Origin of the sequence: Rhabdaerophilum sp. SD176, from assembly GCF_030143245.1 — a bacterium.
Taxonomy (GTDB): Bacteria; Pseudomonadota; Alphaproteobacteria; order Rhizobiales; family Beijerinckiaceae; genus Rhabdaerophilum.
The window spans coordinates 362,242-386,702 of sequence record NZ_JARJNS010000002.1; the positions used below are offsets into that span (position 1 = coordinate 362,242).

General features: G+C 64.4%; 24 protein-coding genes and 1 other RNA gene. 13 read left to right on the forward strand and 12 right to left on the reverse strand.

Translation table 11 applies throughout. The features are described from left to right. The first annotated feature begins 5 nt into the window (after positions 1–5). The 5 genes from P0652_RS05485 to P0652_RS05505 all read left to right on the forward strand — a co-directional run bounded on the left by P0652_RS05485 (position 6) and on the right by P0652_RS05505 (position 5,275). Positions 6–818, forward strand: coding sequence for an ABC transporter ATP-binding protein (locus P0652_RS05485; RefSeq protein ID WP_284177760.1), 813 nt, complete (start codon positions 6–8; stop codon positions 816–818). A 12-nt stretch (positions 819–830) separates the two neighbouring features. Further along, positions 831–1,787: a branched-chain amino acid ABC transporter permease gene (locus P0652_RS05490; RefSeq protein WP_284177761.1), complete on the forward strand. Its 957-nt coding sequence runs from the start codon at positions 831–833 to the stop codon at positions 1,785–1,787. Between the two features lie 101 nt (positions 1,788–1,888). Continuing rightward, positions 1,889–2,968: a branched-chain amino acid ABC transporter permease gene (locus P0652_RS05495; RefSeq protein ID WP_284177762.1), complete on the forward strand. Its 1,080-nt coding sequence runs from the start codon at positions 1,889–1,891 to the stop codon at positions 2,966–2,968. Between the two features lie 88 nt (positions 2,969–3,056). Next, positions 3,057–4,373, forward strand: coding sequence for an ABC transporter substrate-binding protein (locus P0652_RS05500; protein ID WP_284177763.1), 1,317 nt, complete (start codon positions 3,057–3,059; stop codon positions 4,371–4,373). A gap of 77 nt (positions 4,374–4,450) precedes the next feature. Beyond that, the gene (locus P0652_RS05505) at positions 4,451–5,275 is read left to right on the forward strand and encodes an ABC transporter ATP-binding protein (RefSeq protein ID WP_284177764.1); all 825 of its coding nucleotides are present in this window, start codon (positions 4,451–4,453) and stop codon (positions 5,273–5,275) included. A gap of 375 nt (positions 5,276–5,650) precedes the next feature. Here the strand turns inward: P0652_RS05505 and P0652_RS05510 are convergent, their stop codons facing one another. The 9 genes from P0652_RS05510 to ffs all read right to left on the reverse strand — a co-directional run bounded on the left by P0652_RS05510 (position 5,651) and on the right by ffs (position 12,293). Further along, entirely contained in the window at positions 5,651–6,142 is a 492-nt protein-coding gene (locus tag P0652_RS05510; protein WP_284177765.1) for a permease, read from the reverse strand. Beyond that, a complete protein-coding gene (locus tag P0652_RS05515; protein ID WP_284177766.1) occupies positions 6,139–6,732 on the reverse strand; it encodes a permease in 594 nt (197 codons plus the stop codon). The genes P0652_RS05510 and P0652_RS05515 overlap by 4 nt, the downstream gene beginning before the upstream one ends. Before the next feature lie 6 nt (positions 6,733–6,738). Continuing rightward, a complete protein-coding gene (locus P0652_RS05520) occupies positions 6,739–7,593 on the reverse strand; it encodes a tellurite resistance TerB family protein (RefSeq protein WP_284177767.1) in 855 nt (284 codons plus the stop codon). Between the two features lie 68 nt (positions 7,594–7,661). Beyond that, positions 7,662–8,510: a 2,3,4,5-tetrahydropyridine-2,6-dicarboxylate N-succinyltransferase gene (gene dapD / locus P0652_RS05525; protein ID WP_284177768.1), complete on the reverse strand. Its 849-nt coding sequence runs from the start codon at positions 8,508–8,510 to the stop codon at positions 7,662–7,664. Positions 8,511–8,574: 64 nt separating this feature from the next. Beyond that, on the reverse strand, positions 8,575–9,327 hold the full coding sequence (locus tag P0652_RS05530) for a pyrimidine 5'-nucleotidase (protein ID WP_284177769.1): 753 nt from the start codon (positions 9,325–9,327) through the stop codon (positions 8,575–8,577). Next, positions 9,324–9,929, reverse strand: coding sequence for a recombination mediator RecR (gene recR, locus P0652_RS05535; RefSeq protein ID WP_284177770.1), 606 nt, complete (start codon positions 9,927–9,929; stop codon positions 9,324–9,326). Before recR ends, P0652_RS05530 begins: the two co-directional genes overlap by 4 nt. A 10-nt stretch (positions 9,930–9,939) precedes the next feature. After that, positions 9,940–10,263 carry a YbaB/EbfC family nucleoid-associated protein gene (locus P0652_RS05540; protein WP_284177771.1) on the reverse strand — a complete coding sequence of 108 codons (324 nt, stop codon included), beginning with the start codon at positions 10,261–10,263 and terminating at the stop codon, positions 9,940–9,942. A gap of 62 nt (positions 10,264–10,325) precedes the next feature. Continuing rightward, positions 10,326–12,116 (reverse strand): DNA polymerase III subunit gamma/tau, encoded by a 1,791-nt coding sequence (locus P0652_RS05545; RefSeq protein ID WP_284177772.1) that lies wholly within the window; start codon positions 12,114–12,116, stop codon positions 10,326–10,328. An 81-nt stretch (positions 12,117–12,197) separates the two neighbouring features. Further along, an RNA gene (gene ffs / locus P0652_RS05550) (signal recognition particle sRNA small type) lies at positions 12,198–12,293 on the reverse strand. 127 nt (positions 12,294–12,420) lie between these two features. Between ffs and P0652_RS05555 the strand changes: the two genes are divergently transcribed. Both P0652_RS05555 and nudC read left to right on the forward strand, forming a co-directional pair. Next, positions 12,421–12,843 (forward strand): HIT domain-containing protein, encoded by a 423-nt coding sequence (locus tag P0652_RS05555; RefSeq protein WP_284177773.1) that lies wholly within the window; start codon positions 12,421–12,423, stop codon positions 12,841–12,843. A 5-nt stretch (positions 12,844–12,848) separates the two neighbouring features. After that, positions 12,849–13,841, forward strand: coding sequence for an NAD(+) diphosphatase (gene nudC / locus P0652_RS05560; protein WP_284177774.1), 993 nt, complete (start codon positions 12,849–12,851; stop codon positions 13,839–13,841). A gap of 17 nt (positions 13,842–13,858) precedes the next feature. On the opposite strand, the gene P0652_RS05565 is transcribed toward nudC, so the two are convergent. Both P0652_RS05565 and P0652_RS05570 read right to left on the reverse strand, forming a co-directional pair. Next, positions 13,859–14,713, reverse strand: coding sequence for a prephenate dehydratase (locus P0652_RS05565; protein ID WP_284177775.1), 855 nt, complete (start codon positions 14,711–14,713; stop codon positions 13,859–13,861). Positions 14,714–14,735: 22 nt separating this feature from the next. Continuing rightward, complete coding sequence (locus P0652_RS05570; protein WP_284177776.1) at positions 14,736–15,473, reverse strand: 3-deoxy-manno-octulosonate cytidylyltransferase; 738 nt, start codon at positions 15,471–15,473, stop codon at positions 14,736–14,738. A gap of 161 nt (positions 15,474–15,634) precedes the next feature. Here P0652_RS05570 and P0652_RS05575 point away from each other — a divergent pair, with 161 nt between their 5' ends. From P0652_RS05575 to P0652_RS05600, 6 genes are all read left to right on the forward strand, one after another. Continuing rightward, positions 15,635–16,180 carry a c-type cytochrome gene (locus P0652_RS05575; RefSeq protein ID WP_284177777.1) on the forward strand — a complete coding sequence of 182 codons (546 nt, stop codon included), beginning with the start codon at positions 15,635–15,637 and terminating at the stop codon, positions 16,178–16,180. Between the two features lie 166 nt (positions 16,181–16,346). Continuing rightward, positions 16,347–18,257: an extracellular solute-binding protein gene (locus tag P0652_RS05580; RefSeq protein WP_284177778.1), complete on the forward strand. Its 1,911-nt coding sequence runs from the start codon at positions 16,347–16,349 to the stop codon at positions 18,255–18,257. Continuing rightward, positions 18,257–19,357 carry a microcin C ABC transporter permease YejB gene (locus P0652_RS05585; RefSeq protein WP_284177779.1) on the forward strand — a complete coding sequence of 367 codons (1,101 nt, stop codon included), beginning with the start codon at positions 18,257–18,259 and terminating at the stop codon, positions 19,355–19,357. Before P0652_RS05580 ends, P0652_RS05585 begins: the two co-directional genes overlap by 1 nt. After that, positions 19,350–20,528, forward strand: a complete 1,179-nt coding sequence (locus P0652_RS05590; RefSeq protein WP_284177780.1) for an ABC transporter permease — start codon at positions 19,350–19,352, stop codon at positions 20,526–20,528. Before P0652_RS05585 ends, P0652_RS05590 begins: the two co-directional genes overlap by 8 nt. Next, on the forward strand, positions 20,525–22,138 hold the full coding sequence (locus tag P0652_RS05595; RefSeq protein WP_284177781.1) for an ABC transporter ATP-binding protein: 1,614 nt from the start codon (positions 20,525–20,527) through the stop codon (positions 22,136–22,138). Before P0652_RS05590 ends, P0652_RS05595 begins: the two co-directional genes overlap by 4 nt. Before the next feature lie 81 nt (positions 22,139–22,219). Further along, positions 22,220–23,746, forward strand: a complete 1,527-nt coding sequence (locus P0652_RS05600) for a phosphomannomutase/phosphoglucomutase (protein ID WP_284177782.1) — start codon at positions 22,220–22,222, stop codon at positions 23,744–23,746. A 44-nt stretch (positions 23,747–23,790) separates the two neighbouring features. Here the strand turns inward: P0652_RS05600 and P0652_RS05605 are convergent, their stop codons facing one another. Continuing rightward, positions 23,791–24,399, reverse strand: a complete 609-nt coding sequence (locus P0652_RS05605) for an HAD family hydrolase (RefSeq protein ID WP_284177783.1) — start codon at positions 24,397–24,399, stop codon at positions 23,791–23,793. Positions 24,400–24,461 lie beyond the last annotated feature (62 nt).

Sequence of the window (24,461 nt, forward strand, 5' to 3'; positions counted from 1 at the left end):
GCCCCATGAACGCCATGAACCATTCCGAGTTCCGGCAGGATATCGCCCCTGGCGCGACCTTGCTGGCGGTGGACAATGTCACGCTCCGCTTCGGCGGGGTGAAGGCCATCACCGATGTCTCGTTCGATATTCGCAAGGGCGAAGTCCGCGCGATTATCGGGCCGAACGGTGCCGGCAAGACCTCGATGCTCAATGTCATCAACGGCTTCTACCACCCGCAGGAAGGCCGGATTACCTATCGCGGCCAGACGCGGAGCAAGATGCGACCGCATGTGGCCGCCTCGCAGGGGATTGCGCGGACCTTCCAGAACGTGGCGCTTTTCAAGGGGATGACCACGCTCGACAACATCATGGTCGGCCGCACCCTGAAGATGCGGACGCCGTTCTTCTGGCACCTGTTCCGGCATGGCCCGGCCATGCGGGAAGAGATCGAGCACCGGAAATTCGTGGAGGAAATCATCGACTTCCTCGAGATCGAACATATCCGCAAGGTGCCGGTGGGCAAGCTGCCCTACGGCCTCCAGAAGCGGGTAGAGCTGGGCCGCGCGCTGGCCATGCAGCCGGAATTGCTGCTGCTGGACGAGCCCATGGCCGGCATGAACCTCGAGGAGAAGGAGGATATGTGCCGCTTCATTCTCGACACGAAGGAACAATACGGCACCACGATCGCGCTGATCGAGCATGACATGGGCGTTGTGATGGACCTGTCCGACCGGGTGGTCGTGCTCGAATATGGCCAGAAGATCGCCGATGGCACGCCGGATGAAGTCAAGAAGAACCAGAAGGTCATCGATGCCTATCTGGGCGTCGCGCATTAAACGGGGGCGGGCATGGATCTTCTGTTCAAGATTTTCATCGATCCCTTCCTCCAGATGGGCGGCGCGCCAGACCTGCTGGTGCAGACCCTGTGGGAAGGCCTCGTCTCCGGTGTGCTCTATGCGCTGATCGCGCTGGGCTTCGTGCTGATCTTCAAGGCCTCCGGCGTGTTCAATTTCGCGCAGGGCATCATGGTGGTGTTCGCCGGGCTGACGCTGGTCGGCCTGCATGAGAAGGGCGTGCCGGCCTGGCTGGCGGTGCTGCTCACCCTCGGGGTGATGCTGGCGCTCGCGGTGGCGGTGGAACGGGTCGTGCTGAGGCCGCTGGTCAACCAGCCCGACATCATTCTCTTCATGGCGACGTTCGGCCTGACCTATGTGCTGATCGGCATCGGTGAATTCATCTTCGGCGGCGAGCCGAAGCAGATGATCGCCGAGGAACTCGGCCTGCCGCGCGGGGCGTTCGATGTCGCCATGCTGGGTGGCCGCGTGACCTTCCAGAAGATCGATATCGCGGCGGCGGTGATCGCCTCGATCATGATCGCGGCCCTGGCGGTCTTCTTCCAGTACACGCGGATCGGCCGGGCGTTGCGCGCGGTGGCCGACAGCCACAAGGCCGCGCTCTCGGTCGGCATCTCGCTCAACCAGATCTGGGCCATCGTGTGGTTCGCCGCCGGCATCGTGGCACTGATCACCGGCATCATGTGGGGCGCGCGCTCGGATGTGTCCTTCGCGCTGCAGACCATCGCGCTCAAGGCGCTGCCGGTGCTGATCCTTGGCGGCTTCACCTCGATCCCCGGCGCGATTGTCGGCGGGCTGATCATCGGCATCGGCGAGAAGCTGGCCGAGTTCTACTGGGGGCCGCTGGTGGGCGGCGGCATCGAGAACTGGATCGCCTATGTGATCGCGCTCGGTTTCCTGATGGTGCGTCCGCAGGGGCTGTTCGGCGACAAGATCATCGAGAGGATCTGACGATGCGGCACTCGGCACTCGACAATCGGCAATCGGGTGTTGGCGGCAGGTCTGTCTGCCGACTGCCCCTTCCCCTCTGCCTTCCAGACGGAGTCTGACCCATGTTCTACCGCGAGGCGGGCCAGTACAAGAAGACCTACTCTGCCGACATGGCGGTGTTCCCGATCCTGCAGGACCGGATCGGCATCGGCCTGATCCTGGCTACGGCCGCCATCATCATCCCGATCTTCGGATCGAACTTCTTCATCTCGACGGTGATGATCCCGTTCCTTGTCTTCAGCCTCGGCGCGATGGGGCTGAACATCGTCACCGGCTATACGGGGCTGATCTCGCTCGGCACCGGCGCCTTCATGGGCGTGGGCGCCTTCGCCTGCTACAAGCTGACGACCTATTTCCCGGACGTGAACATCATCATCTGGATCCTCGCCTCCGGCGTGTTCTCGGCCGCGATCGGCGCGTTGTTCGGGCTGCCCTCGCTCCGGATCAAGGGCTTCTACCTCGCGGTGGCGACGCTGGCGGCGCAGTTCTTCCTCGAATGGTGCTTCGTGCGTGTACCGTGGCTGTTCAACTACAACGCCTCGGGTGCGATCGAGGTGCCGCAGCGGACGCTGTTCGGTGTCGCGATCACCGGCGCGAATGCGACACCGACCGTGCGCTACATGGTGCTGCTCGGCATCGTGGTGCTGATGACATGGGTCGCCTCGAACGTCCTGCATGGCCGGATCGGCCGGACCTTCATGGCCGTCCGCGACATGGATATTGCCGCCGAGCTGATGGGTATCCGGCTGCTGCCGGCCAAGCTGACGGCCTTCGCAATGTCGTCCTTCTATTGCGGCGTGGCCGGCGCCTGCATGATGTTCCTCTGGTATGGTGGCGGCGAGGCTTCGGATGCGTTCAACATCAACCAGAGTTTCAACATCCTGTTCATGGTCATCATCGGTGGCCTTGGCAGCCTGATCGGCTGCTTCTTCGGGGCTGCCTTGCTGAACATCGTGCCGATCATCCTGAAATTCGGCCTGCCGGCCATCGGCCTGCCGCTGGCCGGCGCCACGGCCGAGCATATCAACCACCTCTTTGTCGGGTCGTTGATCATCTTCTTCCTGATCGTGGAGCCGCATGGACTGGCGCGCCTCTGGCAGATCACGAAGCAGAAACTGAGAACCTGGCCGTTCCCCTATTGAGGGCGCAGCCTTGAGAAATGCCCGGCGGCACCAGCCATCGGGAAGCGAAAGAGGCCCGGAAAGGGCCGGAGCAAAGGAGGAAGTGCACATGTTACGTCAACTCACGCTCACAGCGCTGGCGGCGGCGGGCTTTGCCTCGCTGGCCGCGCCGGCGGTTGCGCAGGACACGGTCTATGTGCCGCTGCTGACCTATCGCACGGGGCCGTTTGCGGGTTCGGGCATCCATATCGCCAACGGCATGCGCGACTATCTCGAGATGCTGAACCAACGCGATGGCGGCATCGGCGGGGCGAAGATCATCATCGAGGAATGCGAGACGGGCTACGACACCAAGAAGGGTGTCGAATGCTACGAATCGACCAAGGGCAAGAATCCGGTTCTCTACAATCCCTATTCGACCGGCATCACCCTGCAGCTCATTCCCAAGGCGGCGGTGGACAAGGTTCCCGTGCTGTCGATGGCCTATGGGCTCTCGGCCTCGGCCGACGGCAACAACTTCCCGTGGGTGTTCAACCCGCCGGTCACCTACTGGGATGGCGCTTCGGTGTTCATCCGCCACGTGCTGCAGGCCGAGGGCGGCAACATCAAGGGCAAGACGATCGGCCTGATCCATCTTGACGCGCCGTTCGGCAAGGAGCCGATCCCGGTTCTCGAGGCTTTGGCCAAGGAATACGGCTTCAACCTGAAGCTCTATCCGGTGCCCGCGGCACAGATGCAGAACCAGGGCTCGGTCTGGCTGTCGATCCGCCGCGACCGCGTGGACTGGATCTACAACCAGGGCTGGGGTGCCATGAACCCGACGGCCGTGAAGGAAGCGGTCAAGAACGGCTTCCCGATCAACAAGCTGGTCGGTGTCTGGTGGGCCGGCGGGGATGACGATGCCCGTGCGGGCGAAGCCGGCGCCAAGGGCTACAAGACGCTGAACTTCCACAATACCGGGGCCCAGTTCCCGGTGATGCAGGACATCCTGAAGCACGTCTTCGACAAGAATCTCAGCCAGGCCAAGCGTGAGCAGGTGGGCGAGAACCTCTATAATCGTGGCGTGTACAACTCGATGCTGATCGCCGAGGCCGTCCGCACGGCCCAGCGCCTGACGGGCAAGAAGGCCGTGAACGGTGCCGATGTGCGCCGCGGCCTCGAAGCGCTCAACATCACCGAGGCCCGCCTCAAGGAAATCGGGATGGAAGGCTTTGCCGCACCGGTCAAGGTCACCTGTGCCGACCATAACGGCCATAACAAGGTGTTCGTCTCGCAATGGGATGGCACCAAGTATGTGAAGGCCTCGGACTGGATCGAGCCGCTGAAGAACATCGTCCGCCCGCTGATCGAACAGGCAGCGAAGGAATATGTCTCGAAGGATGCCGGCTGGCCGAAGCGCACGGAAGCCTGCGACGCGCCGGCCTAAGCACGGCTGCGACCGAAAACGGGGCGGGCTGCTGGTCCGCCCCCTCCTTCTCTTCCCCGCCTCAACCGGAGCGTGCGATGCAGCCTGCCAGCGAGACGACCGAACCGATCCTGTCGGTCAACAATATCGAGGTCATCTATGACCACGTGATCCTGGTGCTCAAAGGTGTGTCGCTGACCGTCCCGCGCGGCGGCATCGTCGCCCTGCTGGGCGCCAACGGTGCCGGCAAGACGACCACGCTCAAGGCGGTGTCGAACTTGCTCAAGGCAGAACGCGGCGATGTCACCAAAGGCTCGATCATTTTCGAGGGCGAGCGCGTCGATGCGATGAGCCCGGCCGATCTCGTCCGCCGCGGCTGCATCCAGGTGATGGAGGGCCGGCATTGCTTCGGCCATCTCACCATCGAGGAGAATTTGCTGACCGGCGCCTTCACCAGACGCGATGGCGGCGCGGCGATCAAGCGCGATATGGAGATGGTCTACACCTATTTCCCGCGTCTGCGCCAGCGGATGAAATCCATGTCAGGCTATACCTCCGGCGGCGAGCAGCAGATGTGCGCCATCGGTCGGGCGCTGATGTCGCGGCCGAAGATGATCCTGCTTGACGAACCGTCGATGGGCCTTGCACCGCAGATCGTCGAGGAGATCTTCGAGATTGTGAAGGATCTCAACGCCAAGGAGGGCGTGTCCTTCCTGCTGGCCGAGCAGAATACCAACATGGCCCTGAAATACGCCACCTATGGCTACATCATGGAAACCGGCCGCATCGTCATGGATGGTGATGCCAAGTCGCTGCGCGAGAACGAGGACGTGAAGGAATTCTATCTGGGCGTCTCCGAAGGCGACCGGAAGTCCTTCCGCGAGGTGAAGAGCTACAAGCGCCGGAAGCGCTGGCTCGCCTGAGGGCGGGCAAGCCGCTTACCGGCGGGGGAAGAGCGCCGTCGCGCATCCGCAAACCGGTTCTCCCTTTGCGGGCGGATGGTCCTTTTCTCAACGCATCCGCTTCATCCGCAAACCGGTTCCCACTTTGCGGGCGGATGGTCCTTTTCTCAACGCATCCGCTTTCTCCGCAAACCGGTTCCCACTTTGCGGGCGGATGGTCCTTTTCTCAACGCATCCGCTTTCTCCGCAAACCGGTTCCCACTTTGCGGGCGGATGGTCCTTTTCTCAACGCATCCGCTTTCTCCGCAAACCGGTTCCCACTTTGCGGGCGGATGGTCCTTTTCTCAACGCATCCGCTTTCTCCGCAAACCGGTTCCCACTTTGCGGGCGGATGCGTCAGCGCACCAGCATGGTCAGCCAGGCGGCGAGGAAGGGCAGCGGCAGCGAGACGATCACGCGGACCGCAATGAGCCCCATCGGCATCGAGGGCATTTCCCATGTCAGCATGCGGTTCAGCGTCAGCAGCGACCAGGCGGTGACATAGGCGATGACCTGCGCGAAATCGGCCCCGGCCTTGAGGGCGGCGGCGCCAAGCGCATAGCCGACGACCGGGCCGCCCGGCGTCAGCGCGCCGGCAATCGTGGCGAGCAGGGTGCCCGTCCAGCCGGAATTCGGACCGAACCAGGCCAGCACGGTCTCGCGCGGGAGCAGGTGAGCGAGGAAGCCGGAACCCAGAATCCCGATCAGAAGCCGTGGCAGCAGATGAAGGAATTGCGCCCGGGCATCGGCGAGGCCCTTGTCGAAGAGCGGCCGGCCGCGCCGCCAGGCCACGCCCCCGAGCGTCACGGCGATGGCAAAAAGCAGGACCGTGAAAAAGGCGATGATCATGCCACGCCTCCGGGCCCGTCGCTGCGGGGCGGGGTGGGCGAGAGCCGTTCGAAGACCGGCGCCCGCGCCATCAGGCCCAGCAGGATCGGCATGGGCATCGACAGCAGAAAGCGGAACAGCACGAAATCCGTGCCGAAAAACGGCATTTCCCAGATGATCGCGCGGTTGATGCCGATGAGCAGCCAGGCCGAGATGAAGGTGACGGCCGCGCCGCGATCCGCGCCGCTGGCCATCAGCACTACCGCCAGCGGGAAGATGGTGAAGGGGCCGGCCGGGAAGAGCATGCCGATCAGCCCGGCAATGGCGAGGCCGGGCAGGCCCGAGCCACGCCCGACATAGCGCTCGATCATCTCGCGGGAAATGAGCAGCCGCACGAAGGCGCCGATCAGGCAACCCAAAGCCACCTTGGGGAGGATGCTCGCGAAGAGCCAGGCATCCTCCATCAGGATCTGCAGCCAGAGGGTCGGGCCCTCCTTGAAGAAAACGTAGGCAGCGGAGCCGAAAGACAGGATCCCCACGATGCCCAGGCCCCAGTCGATCCGCTGGTACCAGCGGCGGGGCCCGGCCGTCGGTTCTGGCGCTTCCGGCACGCCTCGTCAGGCCTTGGCTGAGGAGGCGGCCGCATCGATATGGGCGACGAGGCCAGGCTCGAGGTTCAGCGCCGAGGCGAGGGCGGCGAGGAAATCCTGTTCCTCCTGCAGGTCAGGGTCGATAGCCAGCCGGGCGGCGGCATAGACTTCGGCGGCCTGTTCCGGCGTGGCCAGCCCGCTGGCCAATGTGCTGATATCGGCGGGATTGGCGAATTCATGCTCAAGGAAGCTGGCGGCCTCGGCATCGAGCCCGGCGGCCTTGAGGTTGCCGGCAATCGCGGCGCGCTCGGTGGCATCGACAATGCCGTCGGCCGAGGCTGCGGCGATCATCGCACGGACGAGGCGCAAGGCGCGCTCCTGCTCGCCGGTCGGGGCCGGCAAAGCCGGAGTCTGGCCCGTCAGCGAGCCGGCCGCGCCCTGGAGGTCGAGCAGGGGCTTGCCGGCCTGATAGTTCTGCAGCGCCTTGTAGGCGAGCCCGCCGATCAGGGCGAGACCGCCCATCTGCGCAGCGGAGCCGGTGATCGACCGGCCCGCCTTGGTGCCGAGCAGCACCGCAGCGAGGCCGCCGAGCGCCGCGCCGGTGGCAAGCTGGTTCCGCGAGGCCAGTTCCTTCGCCTGGGCCAGGAAATCGGACGGCGAGCGGCCGGTGGCCCCGGTCACCATCTCGCTGGCGCGGGTGGAGGCGCCGGTGCGGGTGTCGAGTTCCGTGGCGGCCTGCTTCACGCCGCCGCCAGCCTGGTTCAGCACGGCGCCGACGACGCTGCCGACCTGGCCAAGCACCGAGTTGAGGTTCTGGCCGCCCGGCGCGGCATTGCTGCCGGATTGCACCAGCATATCAAGAAGCTTCTTCGCGTCGAACATCACCGATCTCCTGCAGGGGTTCCGCCCCCTGATCTGGGGACGGGATGTGGCAATTGCGTGACGGGCAATCAGTCGCGCAGCAGTTCGTTGATGCCGGTCTTCGAGCGCGTCTGGGCATCGACGGTTTTCATGATCACGGCGCAATAGGTGGCCGGAGCCCAGTTCTGGCCGGGGATCGGCTTGCCCGGCATCGTGCCCGAGACGACGACCGAATAGGGCGGCACATAGCCCACATGCACGGCGCCGGTCGTGCGGTCGATGATGCGGGTCGAGGCGCCAAGGAACACGCCCATCGCGATGACCGAGCCTTCGCCGACGATCACGCCCTCGACCACTTCCGAGCGGGCGCCGATGAAGCAATTATCCTCGATGATCGTCGGGTTGGCCTGGAGCGGCTCAAGCACGCCGCCGATGCCGGCCCCGCCCGAGAGATGCACGTTCTTGCCGATCTGCGCGCAGGAGCCGACGCCGGCCCAGGTATCGACCATGGTGCCCTCGTCGACATAGGCGCCGACATTCACGAAAGAGGGCATCAGCACGACGTTGCGGGCGATGAAGGCGGAACGGCGGACGATGCTGCCCGGCACGGCACGGAACCCGGCTCCGGTGAAATCCTCGGCGCCCATGCCGGCGAATTTCAGCGGGACCTTGTCCCAGTAATTCGCGCCGCCCGGGCCGCCCGGCATGATCGCGTTGTCACTCAGGCGGAAGGAAAGCAGCACGGCTTTCTTGAGCCATTGGTGCACCGTCCAGGCTTCCGGGCCCGTCTTGCCGGGTGTCCGCTCGGCCACGCGCAGGCGGCCGGCATCGAGTTCGGCGAGGGCCGATTCCACGGCGTCACGCACCTCGCCGCGCGTCTGGCTGTTGATGCTGGCGCGGTCTTCCCAGGCCTTATCGATGATCGACGAGAGGGACATGGCTTCTTCCTGTGTTCATGGGGCTGTTCGTGGTTGGTCTGGTTCCGGGATCGACGGGGCCTTGTCAAGCGCGGGGGGGTGCCCGGCCGAGTTCCCGCACGAGGTGGGTCAGGAATTCCGGCAGATCAGGGGTGACGGCGTCGAAGCGGATACCGATGGCACCGGGCCCCTCGGTGACGAACCGCTCCCACTCATCCTTGTGGTCGCCGCGGCCATCGGGCACGACGAGGATGGTGCGCATGCCGAGTTCGGCCGGAATTTCGAGATTGCGCGGAATGTCCTCGAACATCGCCGCGCGCACCGGCGTGATTCCGTGGCGGGCCAGGAATTTCTCGTAGGGCTGGCGGGCGGGCTTGGGCACGAAATCCGATTCGACAATGTCGAACACGTCATCGAACAGGCCGGCAATGCCGAGCTGGTTGATCGTCGCCTCGGCATGTCGGCGCGAGCCATTGGTGAAGATGAAGCGGCGCCCGGGCAGCAGGCCGATCGCCTCGGCCAGCCGCGCATCGGGTGGCAGGTTCGAGCGGTCGATGTCATGGACGAAGTCGAGGAAGGCATGCGGATCAATCGCATGTTCCTTCATCAGCCCGTTCAGCGTGGTGCCATGGACCTGATAGTAATATTTCTGGATCGCGCGGGCGGTCAGCCCGTCCACGCCCAGCAACTCCGAAATATACTGGGTGATCTTCTGGTCCACCTTGGGCCAGAGATCGGAATGAGGCGGGTAGAGGGTGTTGTCGAGATCGAAGATCCAGGTGTCGATCCCTTCGAAACGCGCCAGAGCCTGCATCGGACGGTCCATCTTCGTGCTCACACCAGGGTCCGGCTGAGCAGGGCAGCGGAGAGCGTGCCCTCGTCGAGATAGTCGAGTTCGCCGCCCACCGGCACACCATGGGCGAGCCGCGTCACCTTCACACCGGCCTCCGAAAGCAGGTCGGTGATGTAATGCGCCGTTGTCTGGCCCTCGACCGTCGCGTTGAGCGCGAGGATCACTTCGCGCACCTCGCCGCTGGTGGCGCGTTCGACAAGGCGTGGCAGGGCGAGATCCTCCGGGCCGATGCCATCGAAGGGCGACAGCGTGGCGCCAAGCACATGGTAGCTCGCGCGGATGGCCGCTGCCCGTTCGAGCGCCCAGAGATCGGCCACGCTCTCGACCACGACGATGATCGAGCGGTCGCGGCGGGGGTCGCGGCAGATCGTACAGGGATCCTGCGTATCGAGATTGCCGCAGGTGGTGCAGGTCACGATCCGCTCGGCCGCCACGCGCATCGCCTCTGCGAGCGGGGCCAGCAATTCCTCGCGCTTGCGCATGAGATGCAGAACGGCGCGGCGGGCCGAGCGTGGCCCGAGTCCGGGCATCCGCGCGAGAAGCTGGATCAGCCGTTCGATTTCCGGCCCGGCGAGGGATTGCGCCATCGATATCTCGTCAGAAGGGCAGCTTGAAGCCGGGCGGGAGCGGCAGGCCCCCCATCAGGCCCTGCGTCTTCTCGGCGATCACCGATTCCATCTTGGCGCGCGCATCCTGATGCGCGGCAACGACGAGATCTTCCAGGATTTCCTTCTCGCCCGGCACGAGGAGCGAGGGATCGATGGCGATGCCCTTCATCGAGCCCTTGGCATTGAGCGTGATCTCGACGAGGCCGGCCCCGGCGCGGCCGGTAATCTCGGTCGCCTCGAGTTCGGCCTGCATGGCCTCCATCTTGGCCTTGAGGCCGCCCATCTCCTTCATCATGCCCATAAGATCACGCATGAAAAACTCCCTGTCCTGTCATCGGGGGATTGCCAGCAGAGCTGGGCCATTGGACGAATAACTCAAAGATCGTCATCGGTGATTTCGGCTTCCCGATCAAGCGCATCGGGTTCGGCCGGCGGCAGGCTTTCCTCGGCCGGCTCCCGGATGCCCACGATCTCGGTGCCCGGAAAGCGGTTGAGGATGGCCCGGATTGTCGGCAGCGCCATGACGCCCTGCCGCGTCTCGGCCTCGGCGGCCTCGGCTTCCTCGTGCAACGTCTTCGGAAGGTTGCCGGCCGGCATGTCCGAGACGACCGAAACCATCCAGCGGCGGCCGGTCCAGTCGAGCAGGACCTTGTGAAGCCGGTTCGGCAGGTCCGGCTCGGCCAGCGGCAGGAGGACGAGATCGATCTTGCCCGGTTCGAAATATGTCACCCGGACATGGCGCTCCAGCGCTGTCATCATCCGGATATCGCGGTTCTGGCGAGCCAAAGCCACGAGATCGGTCAGGCTGGCCGGAAGTGGCCGTCCGTCCGCCACGGGGGCTGCGACGGCCTCGACCGGCAAAGCCGGGGCGGCATTGTCGGCCACGAGGCGCGGCAGGCTGGCACCGGGTCCGCCGGAGGACGGGGCTGGACTGCCCGAGGGCGGTGCTGCCGGCACGGTGCCCGCTGCGATCGTGCCATTGCGCAGGTCGCGGATCATGTCGCCCGGGCTCGGCAGGTCTGCGGCATAGGCGAGGCGGACCAAAACCATTTCCGCCGCCATGCGGGGGCGGGACGAGGCCTGCACCTCGCCGAGGCCCTTCAGGATGATCTGCCAGGCCATGGTCAGCGCGCGAATCGGCACCTGCTTCGAGAAGGCGAGGCCGCGCTGCCGCTCGGTTTCCGAGAGAGCCGGATCGCGCGCCGCTTCCGGCACAAGTTTCAGCCGGGTGACGACATGCACGAATTCGCCGAGATCGGTGAGGATGGCGAGCGGTTCGGCCCCTTCGTTGAACTGGCTCTCGAATTCAACCAGCGCGCGCGAGATATCGCCGGACATGACCGCCTCGAACAGGTCGATCACGCGCGTGCGATCGGCCAGGCCGAGCGAGGCGCGGACCTCCTCCGCCCGGACCGTGCCGCTGCCATGGGCAATGGCCTGGTCGAGCAGGGAGAGCGCGTCGCGCATCGAGCCTTCGGAGGCGCGGGCGAGCAGCATCAGCGCCTCGTCCTCGACGGTGACGCCTTCCTTCGCGATGATGGTCTCGAGATACTCCATCATCACAGGGATCTCGATGCGGCGCAGATCAAAGCGCTGGCAGCGCGAGAGCACCGTCACCGGCACCTTGCGGATCTCGGTTGTCGCGAAGAGGAATTTCACATGCGGCGGCGGCTCCTCCAGCGTCTTGAGCAGGCCGTTGAAGGCCGCCTTCGACAGCATGTGGACTTCGTCGATGATGTAGACCTTGGTGCGTGCGGAAACGGGCTTGTAGCGCGCGGCCTCGATGATCTCGCGGATATTGTCGATCGAGGTGTTGGAGGCCGCATCCATCTCGATCACGTCGACATGGCGGCTCTCGATGATCGCCTGGCAGTGGATGCCCGGCTCCGGCATGTCGATTGTCGGCACCTTGATCGTGTCTGTCTCGTAGTTCAGCGCCCGCGCAAGAATTCGGGCGGTGGTCGTCTTGCCGACCCCGCGGACCCCGGTGAAGATATAAGCCTGATGGATGCGCTTCGTCGTGAACGCGTTCGAGAGCGTCCGGACCATCGCTTCCTGGCCGATCAGGTCCGCGAAGCTCTGCGGCCGGTATTTCCGGGCGAGGACGCGATAGGCGCTGTCGGGCAGCAGGCTCTCGGGGGAAGCGGGTTCCGGGCTGTCAGCCATGTCGAACAGCCATGTCGAAAACGGCCTCTTCCCTCTGGCCCCGCAATGGAAAGGCCGTGCGGTGCTCGCGCGGCGTGGTCGGTGGGAGGCTGGAACAATGACCCGCCCGGTCTCGTTAGGGCTGCTTCCTTCCGGACCTGACCCGGTTGGCGAGGGATGCGTCCATCGCCAACCTCCCGCTCGCTATATCGGACATCTCGCTTCCGAAAACAAGGGCGCTGTGGGGAGGCGGGCCGTGCAACGAAGCGGATGCATTCAGGTTCGACTCGTCCTAGAAAAGCGGCAACGTTCGAAAGGATCCTTCATGCCGGAAGCCGGTTTCACACTCGACCCCCGCCTCGAGGCCACCGGGCTGGTACTCGGCGATCTGCCACTGAGCCGCGTCTTCCTTGTCGATGATGCGCGCTTCCCGTGGCTGATGCTGGTGCCGCGGCGCGCCGGAATCGTTGAAATTCTTGATCTGATCGAAGCTGATCGTCAAAAATTATTTGACGAAATCCTGCGTGTTTCGGAGGCCGTCCGGGCGCATTTCCGGCCCGACAAGCTGAATATCGGCGCGCTTGGGAATGTCGTTCCGCAGTTGCATGTGCATGTCGTCGCGCGGTTCGCGTCCGATCCGGCCTGGCCCGGGCCGATCTGGGGCCATGGCGAGCGGGTGCCCTATCCGGCGCATATGGCCGGGCCACTCATGGACAGGCTCGCCAAAGCATTGGGTTTTCAAGGATAATTCCGATGAGTGATGGCAAGGCCGGGCGTCGCCCGGAGATCGAGGCCCTGTTCTCGCCGCTGATGGAGCTGAAGCCGCCGCCGGGGCTCGGCTTCGCGCATGGTACGCTCGACCGGTCGGCGCAATTGCGCACCCGACCCGACCTTGTCGAGGCGCTGAGGCAGACGCCAGAGGCCCGATTTTACGTTTTTTGCGGCGATAATGCCGTGCTGAGACGCGAAAACGACCTCGGAATCGCGCTTTTCGCTTCGGAAGAACTGCCCTTTCCGGGGCAACATCAGGAGATGGTGTTTCTCGGCCGCGAGGGCGAGGCCGGCCGCTTCGCGGTACTGATCGCACCCGATGCCGAGGAAGCCCTTAAGGAAAAAGCGGAATTCCTGCTGATCGGCCTGCGCGCGCTGGCGCTGGATGGGCGCCTCCCGGCTGATCAGATGGGCGCGATCGCGCAGGGCAAGGCGATGCTGCACTGGCACGCAACCCATCGCTTCTGTTCGAAATGCGGCCAGCCCTCCGCCCTTGCCGAGCAGGGCTGGAAGCGGATCTGCACCGCCTGCTCGGCCGAACATTTCCCGCGGACGGACCCGGTGGTGATCATGCTGACGGTGGATGGCGACCGCTGCCTGCTCGGCCGCTCGGCCCGGTTCCCGCCGGGCTGGTATTCGACGCTGGCCGGCTTTGTCGAGCCAGGCGAGACGATCGAGGATGCGGTGCGCCGCGAAACCTTTGAAGAGGCGGGCATTCTCGGCGGTCGGGTGACGATCATGGCGAACCAGCCCTGGCCCTTCCCGGCCAGCCTGATGATCGGCGCCTATGTCGAGGCCCGCTCGACAACCATCGCCATCGATCTCGACGAACTGGAGGATTGCCGCTGGTTCGACCGCGACGAGGTACGGCAGATGATCGCCGGAACGCATCCCGAAGGGCTTGGCGTGCCGGCGAAAATGTCGATTGCCAGCCATCTGATCCGGCATTTTGTGGAGGATGCCGCCGGCGCCTGAGGGCCGGCAGCGCAAGCTCACTCCGCCGCCGGCACGACCTTGGCACGGTAGGGATGCGCGGGATAGGTGCCGAGGATGCGCAGTTCCTTGGAAAAGAACTCGAGTTCCTCCAGCGCGCGCTTGAGGGCCGGGTCTTCGGGATGGCCCTCGACATCGGCATAGAACTGGGTGGCCGTGAACTGGCCCTCCATCATGTAGCTTTCGAGCTTCACCATGTTGACGCCGTTGGTCGCGAAACCACCCATCGCCTTGTAAAGCGCGGCGGGAACGTTGCGTACGCGGAAGACAAAGCTGGTCATGACCGGGCCGGAATCCGGCGCGGCATCCTTGGCCTCGCGCGAGAGAATGATGAAGCGCGTGGTGTTGTGGTCCTCGTCCTGGATATCCTCGGCTAGAATATTCAGGCCATAGACCTTCGCGGCGAGACGCGGTGCGATGGCGGCGCGGGTAATGTCCTGCATTTCCGCGACCTGCCGGGCCGAGCCGGCGGTATCGGCGGCGACGATCGCCTTGAGGTTGAGCTTTTTCAGCATCCGCCGGCATTGGCCGAGGGCCATGACATGGCTCTGCGCGGCCTTCAGCGTGGCGAGGCTCGCGCCTTCGATGGCCATGAGATGGAAATGGATGGGCAGGAAATGCTCGCCGATGATGTGGAAGCCGGAGGTCGGCAGCAGATGGTGGATATCACCCACGCGGCCGGCGATCGAATTATCGATCGGGATCATCGCAAGATCAGCCGCGCCATCGGCGAGGGCGGCGAAGGCATCCTCGAAAGTGGCGCAGGGCAGGGCCTCCCAATCGGGATAGACCTCGTTGCAGGCGATCTCGGAATTCGCTCCGCGCTCGCCCTGGAAGGAAATCACCTTCGCCATTCCTGCTGCTCCCAAGGCCCGTTCAATGGCCGCCGGCCAGCATGGCCCGGGCCCGTTCCAGATCCTCCTGCGTGTCCACCCCGAGAGGCACCGTGTCAACCCGGATGATGTCGATCCGCATCCCCGCCTCGATCGCACGAAGCTGTTCCAGTTTTTCGCGCTGTTCGAGCGGCGAGGGCGGCATCGCGACGAAGCGTGCCAGCGCCCGGCGCCGATACGCGTAAAGGCCGATATGGTGGAGCAGGTCGCCCTCGCCCCAGGGGGCAGTGGCGCGGGTGAAATAGAGAGCCCGCAGCCGGCGGGCTGCTACGGGCGTGCCGATGGCCTTGACCACATGCGTAGCCGTCCTCTCTTCCTCGCGCACGATGACCGAGGCGAGGGTGGCGATATCGACAGCGGGATCGGAGAGGGGGATCAGCGAATCCGCGATGATGCGCGGATCAATGGTTGGCAGGTCGCCCTGGACATTGACCACCGCATCGTGCCGGCCCTCGGGGTCGAAAAGCTCGACGGCCTCGAAAATGCGGTCGGATCCGGAGGGATGATCGGCGCGCGTCATGATGGCAATGCCGCCGACGCCCTCGATCGCGGCGGCGATTTCCGGTGCATCCGTCGCTACCACCACTGGGCCAATGCCGGCCTCCTCGGCGCGGCGCCAGACATGCACGATCATCGGGGCATCGCCGATCATGGCGAGCGGCTTGCCGGGCAGGCGGGTGGCAGCGAGGCGGGCAGGGATGACGACGACGGGATCGGACATTGAAGCGCTAACCGGCTGTGAAGGACGGGAAAAAAAGTAGCAAACGGAAGGCACTTATACGGGTTGCCTTTCCCTATTGAAAGCGGGTAATCAGCCAGTGAATTTGGTGGCGCTGCCTCGCGCGCGGTGGCAACGTCCGGAGAGACCCAGAGGTTGCAGGCATGGATGCGAACGAAGTCAACAAGGTAGCCGGTGCCATTCTCGGCATGCTCACGCTGGCCATGGGCATCGGCTTCCTCTCGAGCGGCCTGATGGCTCCGAAGCCGCCGGCGAAGGCGGGCTACGAGTTGCCGGACAACAGCGCCACTGCGAGCAGCGCGGCCGCCCCGGCCGCCGCGCAGGCCGAGCCGATTGCCACCCGTCTCGCCACGGCCGACCTCGCCAAGGGCGAGACGGCAGCCAAGAAATGCGTGAGCTGCCACCAGTTCCAGAAAGACGGCAAGAACGGCCAGGGCCCCGCGCTCTGGGGCATCGTCAACAAGGCCAAGGGTGCCGCGGCCGGCTTCAATTACTCGGCCGGCCTGAAGGACATGGCGTCCAAGGGCGGCAAGTGGGATTATGAAGCGCTCGATGCCTTCCTGACCAACCCGAAGGCCTATGTCGCGGGGACCTCGATGGGCTTTGCCGGTATCAATCGTGCTGATGAGCGCGCCAACATCATCTTCTATCTGCGCAGCCTTGCCGAGACGCCTGCCGCGTTGCCCTGAACAGCCTTGCGCATTCCGCCTGAGCAAGGGGCCGGATTTCGGCCCCTTTTTGCTGTCTTCCTGAAAATCACGCCGAATCCGGGGCTTGGTGCTGGCCTTCCAGCCGCGCTGCGTCATATTCCCGGCATGGGCTCGGTGGGTGATTCGATCACAAGGGGAGACGAGCATGACGCATGAGTTCCGGTTCCTGTCGCGTCCGACGCGACGCGGTGCCCTCGCGCTCGGGGCCTTTGCCGGGATCTCGACGCTGCTGCCGCGCAGCCCGCTGAATGCGCAGGAAGCAGCGGAACTCGGGCCCCCCAGCCATGGCCTGTCGATTTTCGGCGATCTGAAATATCCGGCCGATTTCAAGCATTTCGCCTATGTGAACCCGCAGGCGCCAAAGGGCGGCGAGATCGCGCTGCAGGTTTCCTCCACCGCCGGCAACCAGAATTTCACGACCTTCAACACGCTGAACATCTATTCCCAACGTGGCGACGGCGCCGCCGGGATGGGGTTGATCTTCGACAGCCTGATGGCCGGCTCCTCGGACGAGGAAGATGCGCTGTACGGCCTTGTGGCACGCAGCGTCCGCCGCTCGGCCGACGGGCAGGTCTACCGGTTCCAGCTGCGCCCCGAGGCGCGGTTTCATGACGGCTCGCCGATCACGGCGGCGGATGTCGTGTTCACGCTGGAAACGCTGAAGAGCGCCAAGGCCTATGCCACCTACCGGCTGATCCTGCAGAAGGTGACGGGCGCGTCCGCCCTCTCGCCGCAGGAGGTGGAGATCCGATTCACCCCCGATCGTTCGCGCGAATTGCCGCTGATCGTGGCTGGCCTGTCGATCTTCTCGAAAGCCTATTATGCCAACCGCGATTTCGACTCCGCCACGCTGGAGAGCCCGCTTGGCTCCGGCAGCTACCGGGTCGACCGGATCGAGCAGGGCCGTGCGATAAGTTTCCGCCGTGTGGCGGATTACTGGGGCAAGGATCTGCCGGTCGCCGTGGGCCAGGCGAATTTCGATACGGTGCGCTACGAGTATTTCCGTGACCGCGAGGCGGCGTTTCAGGCCTTCACCGCCGGGGTCTACACGTTCCGGGACGAGTTCACCTCGGTGATCTGGTCGACGCGCTATGATTTCCCCGCCATCCGCGAGGGGCGCGTGAAGCGGGATACAGCCGTCGATGGCCGCCCCTCGGGCACGCAGGGCTGGTTCCTCAATACGCGCCGGCCGCAATTCCGGGATCCGCGCATCCGCGAGGCGATCGGGCTCGCCTTCGATTTCGAGTGGATGAACCAGAACCTGATGTACGGGCTCTACAAGCGGACGACTTCGTTCTTCGAGAATTCACCGCTCAAGGCCGTCGGCAAGCCCGGGCCGGAGGAACTGGCCCTGCTGGAACCTTTCCGCGGCAAGGTGCCGGACGAGGTGTTCGGCGAGCCGCATGTGCCGCCGGTTTCGGATGGTTCCGGGCAGGACCGTACGCTTCTCCGGCAGGCGCAGCAGTTGCTGCAGCAGGCCGGAGCGAAGCGCGGCGATGACGGCATCCTGCGGCTTGCGGACGGCACACGCCTGACGCTGGAATTCCTGGAGTTCGATGGCGGCCTGACCAAGCATGTCGAGGCATTCGGCAAGAATCTCCGCCTGCTCGGCATTGGCTTTTCCATCCGGCAGGTCGATCCGTCGCAATACCAGCGGCGGGTGCAGGATTACGATTACGACGTCGTCTCGGCGCGGTTCGTCATGTCGCTCACGCCGGGCGAGACGCTCAACACCCTGTTCGGCTCGCAGGCGGCGCGGACACCCTCCTCGCGCAACCTCTCGGGCATTGCCGACCCGTCAGTCGATGCGATGATCGCCAAGGTGATCGCGGCGAAATCGAAGGCCGATATCACCCATGCCGCCCGCGCGCTCGACCGGCTGCTGCGCGCCGGCCGCTACTGGGTGCCGGCCTGGTATGCTGCCGAGCACAAATTCGCCTATTGGGACATGTATTCCGCGCCCGGGCCGATTCCACCGCTGGCGGGCGGGGCTTCTTCCACCGCGCTGGCGACCTGGTGGTACGATGCCGACAAGGCGAAGCGGATCGGCAAGTAATGGCGGCCTATATCCTCCGACGCCTTGCCCTGATGGTGCCCACCCTGCTCGGCATCATGCTGCTGTCCTTCATCATCATCCAGTTCGCGCCGGGCGGGCCGGTCGAGAAGATCATCGCGCAGCTGCAGGGCCAGGATTCGGGCGCGAGCGGCCGGGTCGGCGGCGGCACGGGCGGTGATATTTCCGGAGCGGCCAGCGCGGCGGCGGATGCCAGCTCGACCTATCGCGGGGCGCAGGGCCTTGACCCGGCCTTCATCAAGGAACTGGAGAAGCAGTTCGGCTTCGACAAGCCGGCCCATGAGCGCTTCGCCAAGATGATCTGGGATTATGCCCGGTTCGATTTCGGCCGGTCCTTTTTCCGTGATGCCTCGGTCATCCAGCTGATCAAGGAGAAGCTGCCGGTCTCGATCTCGCTCGGCCTCTGGATGACCCTGATCGCCTATGCGATTTCCATCCCGCTCGGGATCCGCAAGGCGGTGAAGGATGGCTCGGCTTTCGATGTCTGGACCTCCGGCGTGATCGTGATCGGATATGCCATTCCGAGCTTCCTGTTCGCGGTGCTGCTGGTGGTGCTGTTTGCCGGCGGCTCGTTCTTCCAGTTCTTCCCCTTGCGCGGGCTGACCTCGCCGAATTTCGAGGAACTGAGCCTCGGCGGAAAGATCCTCGATTATTTCTGGCATCTCGCCCTGCCGCTGACGGCGATGGTGATCTCGCAATTTGCCACGCTGACGCTGCTGACCAAGAATTCCTTCCTTGACGAGATCCGGAAGCAATATGTGCTGACGGCCCGCATGAAGGGGCTGTCGGAACGCGGCGTGCTCTATGGCCATGTTTTCCGCAATGCGATGCTGATCGTGATCGCCGGCTTCCCCGGTGCTTTCATCCATGCCTTCTTCACCGGCTCGCTGCTGATCGAGAACATTTTCTCGCTGGACGGGCTCGGCCTGCTGGCCTTTTCGGCCACGCTCGACCGCGATTACCCGGTGGTCTTCGCCACGCTCTATATCTTCTCGCTGCTGGGCCTTGTCATCACGCTGGTCACGGATCTGACCTACACGCTGATCGACCCGCGCATCGATTTCGAGGCGCGTGATGTCTGAGCAGGCGCTCCGGGATGACGGCCTGGCGGCCGGGGCACGGGCGCCCGAGGCGCCGCCGCTGCCGCCCCAGCGGGGCTTCATCCGACTTTCGCCGCTGAACCAGCGCCGGTTGCAGAGTTTCCGCGCCAACCGCAGGGGCTACTGGTCGTTCTGGATCTTCATGGTCCTGTTCGTGCTTTCGCTTTTCGCGGAATTCATCGCGAATGACCGGCCCGTCCTCGCCCGCTACAAGGGCGAATGGCTGTTTCCTGTCCTGGTGGATTATCCGGAGGAGAAATTCGGCGGGTTCCTGGCTGTGACGGATTACCGCGATCCGGTGATCGCCGATGAGATCAACGCGCATGGCTTCATGCTGTTCCCGCCGATCCGGTTCCATCATCGCACGATCCAGCGCGACCTTCCGGTGGCTGCCCCCGCGCCGCCGACATGGATGCTCACCGATGCCCAATGTGCCACGGTGGCGAAAAAGCGCGGCGGCACGGGCTGCAAGGATATCGAATGGAACTGGCTCGGCACGGATGATCGCGGCCGTGACGTTGTCGCCCGGCTGATCTACGGCTTCCGCATCTCGGTGCTGTTCGGGCTGATCCTGACACTGGCCTCCTCGGTGATCGGCATCGCGGCGGGCGCGGTGCAGGGCTATTTCGGCGGCAAGGTGGATCTCTTCTTCCAGCGGTTCATCGAGATCTGGACATCGATGCCGCTGCTCTTCCTGCTGATCATCCTTTCGGCCGTGATCACGCCCAGCTTCCTCGTGCTGCTGACCATCCTGCTGCTGTTCAAATGGACCTCACTGGTCGGTGTCGTCCGGGCCGAGTTCCTGCGGGCCCGGAATTTCGAATATGTAAAGGCCGCGCGGGCTCTGGGCCTGTCCGACCGCCAGATCATGATGCGGCACATGCTGCCCAATGCCATGGTTGCCACGCTGACCTACATGCCCTTCGTGCTCAATGCCTCGATCACCACGTTGACCTCGCTGGACTTTCTCGGCTTCGGCCTGCCGCCCGGTTCGCCTTCCCTTGGCGAGCTGCTCCAGCAGGGCAAGGCCAACCTGCAGGCGCCGTGGCTCGGCCTGTCCGGCTTCGCCGTGATCGCGCTGATGCTCTCGCTGCTGATCTTCATCGGCGAGGCTGTGCGCGATGCGTTCGATCCGCGGAAGAGTTTCGCATGACCGGCGCGCGGCTCGTCACGGTGCAGGACCTCTCGGTCGCCTTCCGGCAGGGCGGAAAGGACAGCCTTGCTGTCGACCGCGTTTCTTTCGAGATCCATCGCGGCGAAACGCTCGCATTGGTGGGTGAATCCGGTTCCGGCAAATCGGTCACTGCACTCTCGCTGGTGCGGCTGCTGAATTACCCGGCGGCGCATCATCCCGGCGGGTCGATCCTGTTCGAGGGTGAGCCGGGCCCGGTCGATATCCTCAAGGCCGAGGAAGCCATGCTGCGGAAGATCCGCGGCAATGCCATCTCGATGGTTTTCCAGGAGCCGATGACCTCGCTCAACCCGCTCCATACGATCGAGCGGCAGATCGGCGAGATCCTGAGCCTGCATCGCGGCCTGTCGGGCGAGGCTGCCCGTCGGCGCATTCTCGATCTGCTCAACAAGGTCGGGATCCGCGATCCGGAAAGCCGGCTCGGTGCCTATCCGCATGAGCTTTCCGGTGGCCAGCGCCAGCGAGTGATGATTGCGATGGCGCTCGCCAACGAGCCGGACCTGCTGATCGCGGACGAGCCGACCACGGCTCTCGATGTGACCGTGCAGGCCAAGATCCTCGACCTGCTGCGCGACCTGCAGCGCGAGACCGGTATGGCGATGCTGTTCATCACGCATGATCTCGGCATCGTCCGCCGGATCGCCCATCGCGTGGCCATCATGCGGCGCGGGCAGATCGTCGAGCAGGGCGTTGTCGATGATGTGTTCTCGGGGCCGAAGCATCCCTACACGCAGGCCCTGCTGGCGGCCGAACCGAAAGGCGAGCCGGCCATGCCCCATGGCGAGGCGCCGGTTGTTGTCGAAGTGCGCGATCTGAAGGTCCATTTTCCGATCCGGACCGGCCTGATGAAGCGCGTGACAGGCCATGTGAAGGCGGTGGACGGGATTAACCTCACGATCCGTGCCGGCGAGACCTTGGGCATCGTGGGCGAATCCGGGTCGGGCAAGACGACGCTCGGACAGGCGATCCTGCGCCTGATCCGCTCCGAGGGCGCCATCCGTGTGCTCGGCCGGGATGTGCAGGGTGTCGGCTTCAAGGCGATGCGGCCGATGCGCCGCGACATGCAGATTGTTTTCCAGGACCCTTATGGTTCGCTCTCGCCCCGCATGTCCGTGGCGGAGATCGTGGCCGAGGGGCTGCATATCCAGCAGCCGGGGCTGAGTGACGAGGCGGCGCGGGGCATCGTGGCCCGGGCGCTGCATGATGTCGGGCTCGATCCCGCTGCCATGGACCGTTATCCGCACGAGTTCTCCGGCGGCCAGCGCCAGCGCATCGCTATTGCCCGTGCCATGGCGCTCGATCCGAAATTCGTCGTGCTCGACGAGCCGACCTCCGCGCTCGACATGAGCGTCCAGGCGCAGATCGTCGATCTGCTGCGCGAATTGCAGGTCAAGCGAAAGCTCGCCTATCTCTTCATCAGCCATGACCTGAAGGTGGTGCGGGCCCTGTCCAGTCATGTCATCGTCATGCAGAACGGGCAGGTGGTCGAGCAGGGGCCGGCTGCGGAACTCTTCGCCCGCCCGCGCACCGAGTATACCCGCACGTTGTTCGCCGCAGCCCTTCATCGTTAGGCTGGTTATCAAGGTTATGCCGTTGCTGAAAATTCAGGATTTCTCCTGTAGAGAACGGCCAGGCCACAAACAGGATCTTGCATGTTCTCCTTTCCCAAGCCGCTGACGGCTATCGAGCCGAACACCCGTGCCTTCGAATCGACTCCGCTCGTGAAGCCGACCGGTTTCCGGGAATATGACGCACGCTGGTGGTTCGGGCATCCGGCCTCGCCCAAGGCGCCGGAGATCAACCTCATGGGCATCCAGGCTCTCGGGATGGGGATCGGAACCTTTCTCAAGGAACGCGGTGTCGAGCGTCGCATCGTTGTCGGCCATGATTTCCGGGGCTATTCCGCCTCGATCAAGCTGGCCTTGGTGGCCGGCCTGATGGCCTCGGGCTGCAAGGTGGTCGATATCGGCCTCGCCCTCTCGCCGATGGCCTATTTCGCGCAATTCGCGCTGGACGTGCCGGCTGTGGCGATGGTCACGGCCTCGCATAACGACAATGGCTGGACCGGCGTGAAGATGGGCTGCAACCGGCCCGTCACATTTGGCCCGGATGAAATGAGCCGGCTCAAGGAAATTGTTCTGGCCGGTGCGTTCGCGCTTGATGGCGGCGGCAGCTACACCTTCCATGACAATTTCTATGATCTCTACTTCAAGGATCTCACCAGCCGCCCGAAGATCGGCCGCAAGCTCAAGGTCGTTGCGGCCTGCGGCAACGGGACGGCCGGCGCCTTCGCACCGCAGGTGCTCGAAGCGCTGGGCTGCGAGGTCATCCCGCTGGATACGAAGCTCGACCATACGTTCCCGCGCTACAACCCGAACCCCGAGGACATGGAGATGCTCCATGCCATCGCGCATGCGGTGAAGGAGCACGGCGCGGATGTCGGCCTTGGCTTCGATGGCGATGGCGATCGCTGCGGCGTGGTCGACAACGAGGGCAACGAGATCTTCGCCGACAAGATCGGGGTGATGCTGGCGCGCGACCTCTCGACGCTGCATCCCGGCTCGACCTTCGTGGTCGATGTGAAGTCGACCGGGCTTTTCCACACGGATCCGGAGTTGATCCGCCTCGGTGCGAAAACTGATTACTGGAAGACCGGCCATTCGCATATCAAGAAGCGCGTGACCGAGCTCAAGGCTCTGGCAGGGTTCGAGAAATCCGGCCATTTCTTCTTCAATGCGCCGGTCGGGCGTGGCTATGATGACGGCATTGTCACGGCCATTGCCGTGATCGACATGCTCGATCGCAATCCCGGCCGCTCGATGGCCGACCTCTACCGCGCCGTGCCGAAAACCTGGGGCTCGCCGACCATGTCGCCGCATTGCGACGACGAGATCAAATACGACGTTGTCGACCGTGTCGTGGCGCGCATCCAGGCGATGGCCGCGAAAGGCGAGACGATTACCGGCCAGCCGATCCGCGATGTCGTGACCGTGAATGGCGTCCGCGTGACGGCCGAGGACGGCACCTGGGGGCTCGTGCGGGCTTCGTCGAACAAGCCGGAACTGGTGGTCGTGGTCGAAAGCCCGGTCTCGGAAGCGCGCATGCGCGAGATGTTCAAGGCGATGGACACGATCCTGCGCGAGAACCCGGAAGTGGGGGCCTATAACCAGACGATCTGAAGGCTGCTTGGGATGGCGCCCGAGGGCGCCATCCCTTTTGTCGGCTACAGAACGAGTCCGAAGCGGCGGATTTCCGCTCCGAGATCGATACCATCCGTGACATGGATCGTGGCGAAGCCGAGTGCTGCCGCTCCGGCAATGTTCTTCGCGCTGTCATCCATGAAGAGGCAGGTCTGCGCTTCGAGCCCATGCGTGGCAAGGAAGGCCCTGTAGATGGCCGGATCCGGCTTCAGCACGCCGAGTTCAGCCGAGACAATCGTTCCGGTGAAGCGGCCAAGGAACGGGAAGCGCACTTTCGCCTCGGCGAAGGTATCGGCGGCGAAATTGGTGATGGCGTAGCAGGGAATTCCGCGTGCCAAGGCCGCTTCCAGTACGGCGACATTCGCATCGATCGGACCGGGGACCATTTCGTGCCAGTGGCGGCGGAAGGCGCGGATCAGCTCGGCCTTGTCCGGATGCACGGCAATCCGTTCCGCCTCGGCATCCGGCCACGGCCGGCCGCGATCCTGCTCCAGGTTCCATTCCGGCGGCAGGATCTCCGTCAGGAAGTGGCGCCGCTCTTCCGGGTCCGGAATCAGCCGGCGATAGGGGATTTCCGAATCCCAGCGGATCAGAACATTGCCGATGTCGAAGACGAGGTTGGTGGGCTTCATGCAGGGACTCCGGTGCAGGCTTTGCCGTAGTCACGGGTTGTGAACCCTTTTCGCTCATATTT

Bases quoted from the DNA above. Each gene is read 5' to 3' on its own strand.
- P0652_RS05580 (WP_284177778.1), top strand. From the start codon at position 16,347: ATGACGCATGAGTTCCGGTTCCTGTCGCGTCCGACGCGACGCGGTGCC.
- P0652_RS05595 (WP_284177781.1), top strand. From the start codon at position 20,525: ATGACCGGCGCGCGGCTCGTCACGGTGCAGGACCTCTCGGTCGCCTTC.
- P0652_RS05510 (WP_284177765.1), bottom strand. From the start codon at position 6,142: ATGATCATCGCCTTTTTCACGGTCCTGCTTTTTGCCATCGCCGTGACG.
- P0652_RS05575 (WP_284177777.1), top strand. From the start codon at position 15,635: ATGGATGCGAACGAAGTCAACAAGGTAGCCGGTGCCATTCTCGGCATG.
- nudC (WP_284177774.1), top strand. From the start codon at position 12,849: ATGAGTGATGGCAAGGCCGGGCGTCGCCCGGAGATCGAGGCCCTGTTC.
- P0652_RS05545 (WP_284177772.1), bottom strand. From the start codon at position 12,116: ATGGCTGACAGCCCGGAACCCGCTTCCCCCGAGAGCCTGCTGCCCGAC.
- P0652_RS05565 (WP_284177775.1), bottom strand. From the start codon at position 14,713: ATGGCGAAGGTGATTTCCTTCCAGGGCGAGCGCGGAGCGAATTCCGAG.
- P0652_RS05600 (WP_284177782.1), top strand. From the start codon at position 22,220: ATGTTCTCCTTTCCCAAGCCGCTGACGGCTATCGAGCCGAACACCCGT.
- P0652_RS05500 (WP_284177763.1), top strand. From the start codon at position 3,057: ATGTTACGTCAACTCACGCTCACAGCGCTGGCGGCGGCGGGCTTTGCC.
- P0652_RS05585 (WP_284177779.1), top strand. From the start codon at position 18,257: ATGGCGGCCTATATCCTCCGACGCCTTGCCCTGATGGTGCCCACCCTG.
- P0652_RS05555 (WP_284177773.1), top strand. From the start codon at position 12,421: ATGCCGGAAGCCGGTTTCACACTCGACCCCCGCCTCGAGGCCACCGGG.
- P0652_RS05570 (WP_284177776.1), bottom strand. From the start codon at position 15,473: ATGTCCGATCCCGTCGTCGTCATCCCTGCCCGCCTCGCTGCCACCCGC.
- dapD (WP_284177768.1), bottom strand. From the start codon at position 8,510: ATGTCCCTCTCGTCGATCATCGATAAGGCCTGGGAAGACCGCGCCAGC.
- P0652_RS05490 (WP_284177761.1), top strand. From the start codon at position 831: ATGGATCTTCTGTTCAAGATTTTCATCGATCCCTTCCTCCAGATGGGC.
- P0652_RS05520 (WP_284177767.1), bottom strand. From the start codon at position 7,593: ATGTTCGACGCGAAGAAGCTTCTTGATATGCTGGTGCAATCCGGCAGC.
- P0652_RS05540 (WP_284177771.1), bottom strand. From the start codon at position 10,263: ATGCGTGATCTTATGGGCATGATGAAGGAGATGGGCGGCCTCAAGGCC.
- P0652_RS05485 (WP_284177760.1), top strand. From the start codon at position 6: ATGAACGCCATGAACCATTCCGAGTTCCGGCAGGATATCGCCCCTGGC.
- recR (WP_284177770.1), bottom strand. From the start codon at position 9,929: ATGGCGCAATCCCTCGCCGGGCCGGAAATCGAACGGCTGATCCAGCTT.
- P0652_RS05605 (WP_284177783.1), bottom strand. From the start codon at position 24,399: ATGAAGCCCACCAACCTCGTCTTCGACATCGGCAATGTTCTGATCCGC.
- P0652_RS05495 (WP_284177762.1), top strand. From the start codon at position 1,889: ATGTTCTACCGCGAGGCGGGCCAGTACAAGAAGACCTACTCTGCCGAC.
- P0652_RS05505 (WP_284177764.1), top strand. From the start codon at position 4,451: ATGCAGCCTGCCAGCGAGACGACCGAACCGATCCTGTCGGTCAACAAT.
- P0652_RS05590 (WP_284177780.1), top strand. From the start codon at position 19,350: ATGTCTGAGCAGGCGCTCCGGGATGACGGCCTGGCGGCCGGGGCACGG.